Raw genomic sequence first — 10,058 nt, forward strand, 5'->3', positions numbered from 1 at the left:
CAGGTACTTCACCAATGTGTTTTTCCACTTCTTCTACGCTCCAAACAGATAGCATGTCGTGTATATTGATATTGCTTGTTTTCATAAACTTTTGTTTTACTATTTTAAATTTCTGCTCGTCACCGTTCACACTACTTCGGAAAAGGTATCGTAATTGTTTGTTTTTTTTATTTATAGGTCATTATAAAACAGCTATCATCTTTTTCGATAAATTTTTGATAAGAGAGTTGGATATGCAAATAAAAACCGCAGTATTAGTTAAGCAACTTTTTTAATTTCCGAATTTATAATGTCAGTTCAACTTTTTATACTTTATCATGCTATGGTTATTTTTTTTTCAAGATAAACGCTTTGCACAGTATGCAATAGGTCAACACCTTCTTTAAAAGGGCGTTGAAATGCTTTTCTACCTAAAATCAAACCAGAACCACCTGCACGCTTATTGATTACTGCGGTCGTGATGGCTTCAACCAAATCAGACTCGCCATTATAACCACCACCCGAATTGATTAACCCGATTTTGCCCATATAGCAATTAGCTACTTGCAATCTGCAAAGGTCTATAGGGTGGTCAGTGGTGAGTGTTTTGTACATTGCATCGTCATATTTAGCAAAACCGATATTTTTAAAACCAAAATTATTTGTTGGTAACTTTTGTTTTATAATATCAGCCTGAATGGTTACTCCCAAATGGTTTGCTTGCCCTGTAAGATCAGCAGCAGCGTGATAATCAACGTTATCTTTATTGAATCCGTCATTACGCAGATAGCACCATAAGATAGTTGCCATTCCTAAATTATGTGCTTCTTCAAAAGCTTCGGCTATTTCGTTGAGTTGTCTGTTGCTTTCTTCTGAACCAAAATAGATGGTAGCACCAACGGCAACAGCTCCCATATCCCAAGCGGCTTTAACTTTACCAAACAATGTTTGGTCATATTTGGTTGGGTAGGTAAGAAGTTCATTGTGATTTAACTTTACAATAAACGGTATTTTGTGAGCATATTTTCGAGCATTCAGTCCTAAAACTCCAAATGTTGAAGCCACACCATTACAGCCTGCTTCTATCGCCAATTTTATAATATTTTCTGGGTCAAAATAATCCGGATTTTTATAGAAAGAAAAAGCAGCGCTATGCTCAACACCTTGATCTATGGGAAGAATACTCAAGTAGCCTGTGCCTGAAAGATTACCGTGCTTGTACAATTGGGATAGACTCCGCAATACTTGTGGGTTTCTGTTGCTGTTTAAAAAAACCTCATCAAGGCTCAGTTTGCTTGGAGTTTGCAATTGATCTTTAGTAATTTTTTTACAAACGTAATCCAAATAGAAGGATGATTTTTCACCTAGAATTTCTGTTATATTTTTATCTGTTTTCATCTCAAAAGCATTTAATTTATTCCTAAACTTTCATTGGTTTTAGCAATGGATTTTGCTGCATCGGTTTCAATACCTGTAAGTGCTCTTATAGCATCAATCGTTTCTGGAATTACGATGGCTTGGTTGTCTACCACATAGGCATATAAAAGTTCATCTCCTACCACTTTCAGCATATCTTCCCAAAGCGCAACTTCATACATATCACCCCAGGGTCTGCCCATATCCAAAAACATTTCTTTGATTGTGTTATTGGAAACCAGACCTTGGTCATAATGAATTAGTTTGATGCGGCTTGATGTTTTAAAAGCATTTAGCACTTCTTCTTTTGTAGTCTGCCTTTTTAATTTTACATTCCAGTAGTGCATATGACTTAAGGTTTCGGGAACTTTTACAGCCGAGGTAATAACATCCAAGTCGGGATCGACACTTTGTGCATCAGGTCCTTGATGACTTGGAATTTCTCTTTCAGGTACCATTGTGTTCATAATACCTCCTAAATGACTTTCCCAAGGGTCGGTTGCCCTTCTTAACAATGTTCCTCGTGCATAATCCAATAAATCCGCTCTTTTCAATGCGCCAAGTGTTCTTAAGATGGAAGTGGTATTACAGGAAACCACTCGTGTTGCATTAAGATTTAAGGCTGATTCATAATTGGTTTCTGCATTAAATGAGTGCCCAGTAGTTTCGTGTTTTTCACCACCCTCAAAAATAAATTTAATCCGTTGCTTTTTATATATTTCAACATTCTTTGCCGCTATGTTCATTGGTGTACAGTCCACTACAATATCTACTTTTTTCAAAAGGTTCTGCATACTACCTTTTACAGTAATGCCGGCATTTTTCATTTCTTTTTCAGCTTCTGTAGTCGCCGCATAGATAGTATAGCTTTTTCTCACGGCATTTTGTATGCGCCAATCACTTATTACATCACAAACTCCAACTAGATTCATGTCATCTTGTATGTTGATGGCATCGGCCACTCTTTTTCCGATGACACCGTATCCTATAACTGCTATATTTTTCATGTTTAATTGTTTAAAATATTTGTATTAGTTTACTCTTTTTTTATATTTTAAATCAGACAGGAAACCTATTTAATAATGAATTAGTTTTTAACTTTAATTTGAACATTATAAAATAGTCCATTACAAGCTCCTATAAGCCAACCTAAAATAAATGTTTGAATAATACAAAAGAAATCCTCCAATATTTAAACGTCCATTCTTATAATATTGGAGGTGTCCAGGGGCCATATAAGAGGCTGTTGAAAGAAGGCAATATTGCCTTCTTTTCCCGCTGTTGACATTACTATCATGCAATCTAAATAAATCAGTGCTCCTATAAGCCCAAAGGCAAAACCAAGTTGTTTTGCGTTTATTTGATATATAATATGGTTTTTTAAATTCTTCATATTCTTCTGTGGTGATTTCCCCATTTGCGAATCGTTTTTTAAGAATATCCAGAGGGGAATCATTTTTTGATCTCTGCCCAAGAATATTCCCTGGTGCTACAAAAATCCAAATAAGAAATATAACCCATATAATCCACCATATAAGGTGCATTCCACCAAAATTTCCGTCGTAATTGTGCATGATTATTTAATTTAATGTTGTAATCGAATACACCTTGACTATATCGAGAAGCTTTTGCAAATCATCAATTAGTTTTAAATTATGTGTAGATTACAACATCAGCTAACTGTTTTCGATTTAAGTTTAATAAGGTCTTAAGCCTTATCCACAACAGCATCCACCCTTATTTTTTTGAGTTGATGAAGGTTCTTCATCTCCAATGCTATAATGACCAGCTTTTGATAAAGCAGCATTTAGTTGATTTAAAGTAACTGAATCCGCTTTTTCAACGATTGCTTCTGGTGGACTCATACTTACCTGCACCGAGCTTACTCCACTTACTTCTTGTAAAGCTTTTTCTACTGTTTGCTTGCAACTTCCGCAAGACATGCCGTTAATTTTGAATGTTTGTTTCATGATTTTTAATATTTTATACTTCTATTTGTTTTTAAATTTTGAAATAAAGTATTCTATAATGGAATTATTAATGGTTGGAATGCTTTTTATCTTTCATGTCCATACCTCTCATTTTCTTCATCATTTCAGGATTTTCCTGCATTATTTCCATCATTTTTTTCATCATATCGGGGTTCTCCTGCATCTTTTTCATCATCATTTCCATCATTGCTGGGTTTTCTTTCATTTTTTCTTTCATTTCCCCTTGCATCTCTTTGTTTTCAAGCATTTTCTGCATCAACATCATTCTTCCTTCTGAACTTTCCATCATTTTATCTAACATCTTCGCCTGCATTTTTTCTTTCATTTCAGAATTATCCTCCATCATTTTTTCCATGTGCGTTTTCATCTTTTGTTTCATTTCGGGGTTTTTCTCCATCATCATTTTCATGTTTCCAGATTCCATCATTTGCATATGTTTTTGCATCATTATCATTTTTGCCCCTTCATCTTTTTGTGCCAGTTCAATAAATTCGCTGAATTGGCTTGGGCTTGAAATTATTTCCTGATAAACAGCAGATCGATTGCCTTGAACACGCATAGTTTCGGAGGCATTAAATGTTGATTTACAGCTAACCATTGAGCCTACTGTAATGATAAGCAGTACTGTTTTTACAATTGTTTTCATAATTTTTTTAATTTAATATTTATTATTCATTTTTGGCCTGAGCATCGATTATTTTTGAAAAAATAAGTTTGGCTGAAACACAAATTGAGAATCATAATCTCGATTTGTTGTTAGAGGCTGTTGATATGCAACTCCTAATAATATATTCTTATTGAGTTGGAACTTAACACCAGCAAGAAGATTGAAAATAGGCTGTGCTCCTTTTTCCGTAACTCCGGAAATTTCGGAAACAAGAAATATTCGTTTTGAGACTTTAACAAGTACTGAGGCACTTCCCTCTGCTAAATCTTCGAGCGGACTATAATGAAGCACCTGATTAAATGCCACATTAGAGGTTGAAAACGTGCTGGCAAAACCTACCAAAGTGTAAACACTTCGCGTAGCATCTTTCCCTAATGGGAACTCAAATTCTATAATTGGAGAAATTCCGTTTCGTCCATTTTTACTTTTCCAGACTAAAAATTGAAACATTGCCTCCAAAGTAGTACTATCAAATAATCCCTCCCCGCCAATAAATAAACCAACTGTTTTTGAAAGACCAGTTTCGAATTGAAAATTGAATTCTGTATTTGTTTTTCCGTCATTTATTGTTGGCAGTGCCGCAACCCTTAAACTATAAGTACCCACACTATAAGGAATGCCCATATGGGTAAAGAAAGGCATCGGCAACATCGTTTGATCCTGCATAACTTTCATATCTCCATTATTGGCTGAGGGAGTATCCATTTTCATTTTGGTCATCTGCTGCCCGAAAACTGAAAATACACTAATAGATAAAAAAATAGAAGCTGATAAAAAAATTTTTAAAACCTTTTGTGATGTAGTTATACCTTTCATAATTTTATTTTTTTTGTAAATTATATTGCTCAATCAATGTTGCATTAGCCATTACATTCACGGGATTTCTCTATATGTATTTTCTACTGTAAAATCAGTTTTCGTAACGGTATAAAGGTAGGGTTGGTTATTTAGAGGAGCATTGCATAATTTTAGAAAAGGGTTGTATAATTCACACCTATTCATTTACATCACCACTTTATAATTTATATCGATTTTGCAATTTTTTCCATTATGGAATAATCTGAACCGAATTTGCAAATTGCATCGCATTGGCTTCGTAATTCTGAAAAAAGAATGTACTTGATATTCATTTTAGAATTTTTTATAACAGGTCGATTTAGTTGCTGGATTACATCTTTTTCTCTGCTATCCGGAATGATGATATAGAACACTTCTTCTCCGTTAGAAAGACTAAAATATAAGTCGGAAAGTCTTAAAATCCCAGAATAAATACTGGTGCTTTTTTCAACTTCAAAAGCCCCAATAATGTTATTTGTCCCTTTATTAAACCAAAGCACATCAATGAGTTTGATTGTGTTTTGAGTGTCTTTGTCCGTTGGTAATTCTGGGAATTTACTAATTGATATAAACGAAAAACTTTGACCATTAAACGCTTTACTTTTATCATTACTGGCTGGAGTAACATCATAACCTAACGAAACTCCAATTTTTAATAAATGGTATTGCATTTCGTTATGAAGGTTTTCAGCTAATTTTTCTTCCTGGATTTCTTTTTGTCGTTTTAGTATATTTTTTTCAAACCTGGTGCGTTCTTCTTCACTTAAATATTCATCGTTGCCAATAAGCATTTTTTGGGCTCCAATCTCAAAACACAATCCTGCAATTGCTCCCAAATCGTTTGATAATTCACTTTTGTGTTTGCTGTTGGTTTCGATTAGTGTCTCTCTAATTTTGAGGTATTCCGTCCAACTGCCCAACTTCTTTTTGTCTTTGAACAGAAAATGAAATCCGTTGAGAATAGCTGTATTGAATGGTGGAAACCAAGTGGGGTGCAAAAAATACAATATACTGGCTACGGCTGGACCAAGACCTTTTATTTTGAGTTCGTCTAGTTTTACAATTTCTTTTACAACCTGCTCTTCGGTTTTGGCATTGATGCAGTTTTCTAGAAATTGCCCAAAGGCGATTTTGTTGTTTTGGTTTTCATAAATATCCGGAATTCGCAATTTTGGTTTCCAATAAAATGGATGTGCCACACCTACAAATATTTGTTTTTGCTCAGCAATACAACTTAACACAAATTCTAAACTACTGCCTTTGAAATCATTAGGAAACGTTTTGTTTTTGATATCGTCAATGACTTGTAAAACTCCTCTACGAATGGTTCTAAATGCTTTTAATCTTTGGTCATTATCGACAAACCAAGTATTGTAAACGATTTCAGTATCGGTTTTGTATTGTTGAATGATTTGAGTAAGATTATTCATTTTTATTAAGTGTATTTATCCAATTTATTACCAATTCTTTTTCAGTGGTATTTAAAACCGCATTTTTATGAATTAAAGTATAGGAACTCAAAGGCATTTTAGCTGATTTTATTTGTTTCGCAATTCTGTCCAATTTATTTTCTTGTTTACGTTTTGAATATTTTCCGAATTCGCTAAAATTTAAGTTTTCCTTTCCTTCGTTAATGTGGCTATCCATAAAAAACCTAACCGGTTGCAAATAAGAATACCAAGGATATATAGTATTGTTGCTATGGCAATCATAGCAAGAAGTACGTAAAATAGTTTCCACATTTTTAGGAACATTATATACTTTTGTGAAATTTGCAGTTAAATCCTGCTCATAACCTAAATTACGAGCAGGTTGATATAACTGCATCAGCAAAAAAATAATTAAACCAATAAAAAGTATCTTTTTGATGCTATTTTTCATTCTACAATTCTTTTTTTACCGAACCACAGCTAGGCATTTTAGCACCCTGAAATGGATTTTTGATTTCTTTGGTTTCGCTTATCCAGATGGCTCCTTTGCCATCATCAGCCATTGGACAGAAATCAAGATACAGCTTTTGATTTGTTCCAAAAGTTATAATCAGATCGTTTATATCTTTGCTTAATAGTACAAAATGTTCTCTTTGATGCTCAATATCTCCACTGTTTGAACCTATATGTTCAGCGTGTTCTTTGGCATCATCAGCAACTTCCATATATTTTTTCATCTGATCCGAAGACAAATTTTTCATATCTATTTTTGCCATTACTGCTACAATTGCATTTCCTGCATTAGCAGCACCGTTCGCATCATCTTTTGTCAAAGCATTTTTTAAAGACAAATAATTACTTACAATTTCTTTTATAGAAAAAGGGCTTTGATTAACTACTTCAGTTGTGGTTTCAGGCTTCGTAGTTGCAGAATCTGTTGTTTCGCTTTGTTTGTTTTTGTTGCAAGAGACTGATATGAATGTTAATGCTAAGATTGAAAGAATTACATTTTTCATTATTTAATTTTTAAATTATTAATTTATCTGAAGTTGTTATTAGGTAATATTTTTTTTAATCTAATTTTTAGCAAATCGCTAAGGCAAATTGAACAGTTTATTTGATAAAAATATACAACAAAAACCAGTCGAATTGGCTGGTTTTTGATTTAGTTAAAATTTTTTAAAATTAGTCCTTGTCATCTAAATGTGTTTCATTTTCAATAAGATCTTTACACTGACCTCCAATAGAAGAATTTCCATCGTCGAGACCAGTAGTAATTTCGATAATTCCATCTCCATCTGTATCTAGCAATAGATTCTGACTTGCCATTGTTGTTAGTTTTGTCATTAGACCATCAAGTTGCATTTTAACATTTAGCATCATAGTATTACCGCCAACCGTGAAATCTTTGGTTGAATCCATAAAATCCATTCCAAGTTCAACGTCTTTGTCACTCCAAATAATAAATGGTTTATCGTTTATAGTCCCTTTAATCATATACGTTTTGCCATACATCTCTCCGACAACTATACATTTTTGAAACATTAACTTTATTTCCTCATATTTTGCATTTGGAATATCTACTGAGGTAATCAATTGGCTCATAGGCTTGTTAGGATCAAGTATATCCAATAAAAATGGGCCCATAAGTTTACCATCTCCGTGCATTGGATCTTTACTATACATCATATCTCCCATATCAGTTTCAAATTTAATATTTCCAATATTAATTTTGAAGTCTGTAATAACTACTGTTGACGCAGCGGTGCGTGCAGTTAAAGAAGTTTTGCCCGTTGTCGAAACAGCAGAAGCCTTCAATGTGACATTCCCATTTGAAGAGGAATTGTCTGCGCAAGAACTTATCGCTAGGACAAGTAACGCTAAAATCGAAATTTTTTTCATAATATTATAGTGTTTTTAATAGGTTACATATTTAATTTTTTTAATATTCTGTTTTATAAAATTCATTATTATATAAGGTTTGAATAGAGTTTTAATTTCTTTTTTCTAAGTATCTAGATTGTTACTATTTATCAAATGGCAAATAACATCACAACTACCATCACTCCAGCCATTATTGCACACCCAGTAACATACATCATTCCTTTATGGTTGTGATGTTTCATCCCCATATCTTTATTTGAACCTTCTTCTTTAAGAATTAAATTCATTCCGCATTTAGGGCACATACTGGCTTTATCAGAAATCACTTCAGGATGCATTGAGCAAGTATATGTTTGTGCCTTTGTATTGGTTTCAATTTTGCTTCCTTTTTCGGTTAATTTCATTCCACATTTAGAGCAAAATTCTGGACTATTACTTATAATCTCGGGATGCATCGTGCAGGTGTATTCTTTATTTTCAATTATTTTAGAATTGTCAGATTCTTGTGCAACAATAACTGTATAGCTAAAAACACTTAGTACAATAGCAAACATCAATTTTTGTAGTTTCATAATTTTTTTAAATTATTTTATTTATTTACTCCTACTTTAGGTGTCATATCCATTCCACATTTAGCACATTTTCCTGGTTTATCAGAAGTTTCACCATCCATTTTGCAAACATATTTTGTAGTAACAACACTACTAGATTGTGTTCCTTTGACTGCTGAATTGTATTTCAATTCTGTTTTCACTAACTTCATTCCGCATTTACTGCATTCTCCTTCTTTCATACTCATTTCATTAGGGTGCATAGGGCAGGCATAGGTCATTTTTTGGGCTTCTTGTTTTGTCATTTCCTTTCCACATTTAGGGCAATTACAAGGTTTGTCAGAAGTTGCACCGTCCATAGCACAAACATATTTTGTTACAACTTTGTGTTTAGTTTGGCTTCCTTTTATAGCTGGACTGTGTTTTGAAACTGATGTTTTTACCATTTTCATTTCACATTTGCTACATTTACCTTCTTTAGCACTCATTTCATAAGGATGCATAGGGCAAGCGTACATTGTTTCAGGACTTTCTTTTTTTGTAGCAGTTTGAGCTGTTGTTGCTGTAATCACTGTTAAGAATACGCTTAATACGATAATTAAATTTTTCATTTTTTTATATTTTGTGAAACAAGGTTGTGACTCCGTCGAAATTTTCGATTTAATACATTACTGTTTCTGTTTAATTTTAAATAATTTTGAATTGAAAAGGCTATAACACAATCAAAGAATAGCAAAAAGCCATCATTTAATAATTGATAAGCCGAGAAAATAATTGATTTAAAAGCAATAATTGCTTTCGATTTGACACATCTATGGATGTCAAAATTTAATTTAGCTTATTTTTGGAATTAGCCAAATAGAATAAAAACCAGAAGAAATATTGGTTTTTGAATTGAAATAATTTTGATTTTTTTCTAAAAATTCAAAGTTGCTGTTTTTGAAATTTATTTCGAAAAATGCTATACTAGATCGAAATGAAGCCGTAACACAATTTGAATGTCCACATTTTCCATTACAACCCTCGTTGTTTTTATTTTTTGAATGATTATGATTATTGCAACAATCCATCTTCTCTGAATTTGCAGAAGTTTCTTTGTTACAAGAATTTTTTTCTGAATTGCATCCACACGCATAAGTTACCGCTGGCATCAAGAAGAAACCAAGTATAACTATTACTAAAATGTGAAACTTATTCATTTATGCTTTAATTTACATCAAATTTAATGAAATAATATTGATTTGGTATTAACAATTTGTTAAAAAGAGTATAGTATAAACCCGTTGGGTGCAATTATTTAAAG

At 32.9% G+C, this 10,058-nt stretch carries 13 protein-coding genes; all 13 read right to left on the reverse strand.

Annotated elements, in window-relative coordinates:
- Nucleotides 1-315 precede the first annotated feature (315 nt).
- The 13 genes from ACH2BV_RS08585 to ACH2BV_RS08645 all read right to left on the reverse strand — a co-directional run bounded on the left by ACH2BV_RS08585 (nucleotide 316) and on the right by ACH2BV_RS08645 (nucleotide 9,954).
- Complete coding sequence (locus ACH2BV_RS08585; protein ID WP_395050314.1) at nucleotides 316-1,377, reverse strand: class I fructose-bisphosphate aldolase; 1,062 nt, start codon at nucleotides 1,375-1,377, stop codon at nucleotides 316-318.
- Between the two features lie 11 nt (nucleotides 1,378-1,388).
- Nucleotides 1,389-2,402 carry a type II glyceraldehyde-3-phosphate dehydrogenase gene (locus ACH2BV_RS08590; protein ID WP_395050315.1) on the reverse strand — a complete coding sequence of 338 codons (1,014 nt, stop codon included), beginning with the start codon at nucleotides 2,400-2,402 and terminating at the stop codon, nucleotides 1,389-1,391.
- Nucleotides 2,403-2,522: 120 nt separating this feature from the next.
- Complete coding sequence (locus ACH2BV_RS08595; protein WP_395050316.1) at nucleotides 2,523-2,969, reverse strand: SHOCT domain-containing protein; 447 nt, start codon at nucleotides 2,967-2,969, stop codon at nucleotides 2,523-2,525.
- A gap of 141 nt (nucleotides 2,970-3,110) precedes the next feature.
- Complete coding sequence (locus tag ACH2BV_RS08600) at nucleotides 3,111-3,365, reverse strand: heavy-metal-associated domain-containing protein (RefSeq protein WP_395050317.1); 255 nt, start codon at nucleotides 3,363-3,365, stop codon at nucleotides 3,111-3,113.
- A 67-nt stretch (nucleotides 3,366-3,432) separates the two neighbouring features.
- Nucleotides 3,433-4,032, reverse strand: a complete 600-nt coding sequence (locus tag ACH2BV_RS08605; RefSeq protein ID WP_395050318.1) for a hypothetical protein — start codon at nucleotides 4,030-4,032, stop codon at nucleotides 3,433-3,435.
- Between the two features lie 48 nt (nucleotides 4,033-4,080).
- On the reverse strand, nucleotides 4,081-4,869 hold the full coding sequence (locus tag ACH2BV_RS08610; RefSeq protein ID WP_395050319.1) for a hypothetical protein: 789 nt from the start codon (nucleotides 4,867-4,869) through the stop codon (nucleotides 4,081-4,083).
- A 206-nt stretch (nucleotides 4,870-5,075) separates the two neighbouring features.
- Nucleotides 5,076-6,320, reverse strand: coding sequence for a hypothetical protein (locus ACH2BV_RS08615; RefSeq protein ID WP_395050320.1), 1,245 nt, complete (start codon nucleotides 6,318-6,320; stop codon nucleotides 5,076-5,078).
- Complete coding sequence (locus tag ACH2BV_RS08620) at nucleotides 6,313-6,771, reverse strand: heme-binding domain-containing protein (RefSeq protein ID WP_395050321.1); 459 nt, start codon at nucleotides 6,769-6,771, stop codon at nucleotides 6,313-6,315. Before ACH2BV_RS08620 ends, ACH2BV_RS08615 begins: the two co-directional genes overlap by 8 nt.
- Before the next feature lies 1 nt (nucleotide 6,772).
- On the reverse strand, nucleotides 6,773-7,336 hold the full coding sequence (locus ACH2BV_RS08625) for a DUF3347 domain-containing protein (RefSeq protein ID WP_395050322.1): 564 nt from the start codon (nucleotides 7,334-7,336) through the stop codon (nucleotides 6,773-6,775).
- 169 nt (nucleotides 7,337-7,505) lie between these two features.
- Nucleotides 7,506-8,222, reverse strand: a complete 717-nt coding sequence (locus tag ACH2BV_RS08630) for a hypothetical protein (RefSeq protein ID WP_395050323.1) — start codon at nucleotides 8,220-8,222, stop codon at nucleotides 7,506-7,508.
- A 131-nt stretch (nucleotides 8,223-8,353) separates the two neighbouring features.
- Nucleotides 8,354-8,776 (reverse strand): heavy metal-binding domain-containing protein, encoded by a 423-nt coding sequence (locus tag ACH2BV_RS08635; protein WP_395050324.1) that lies wholly within the window; start codon nucleotides 8,774-8,776, stop codon nucleotides 8,354-8,356.
- Between the two features lie 17 nt (nucleotides 8,777-8,793).
- Complete coding sequence (locus ACH2BV_RS08640) at nucleotides 8,794-9,366, reverse strand: heavy metal-binding domain-containing protein (protein WP_395050325.1); 573 nt, start codon at nucleotides 9,364-9,366, stop codon at nucleotides 8,794-8,796.
- Nucleotides 9,367-9,588: 222 nt separating this feature from the next.
- Nucleotides 9,589-9,954, reverse strand: coding sequence for a hypothetical protein (locus ACH2BV_RS08645; protein WP_395050326.1), 366 nt, complete (start codon nucleotides 9,952-9,954; stop codon nucleotides 9,589-9,591).
- Nucleotides 9,955-10,058: the final 104 nt, after the last annotated feature.

The organism is Flavobacterium sp., assembly GCF_043780635.1.
Taxonomy (GTDB): Bacteria; Bacteroidota; Bacteroidia; order Flavobacteriales; family Flavobacteriaceae; genus Flavobacterium.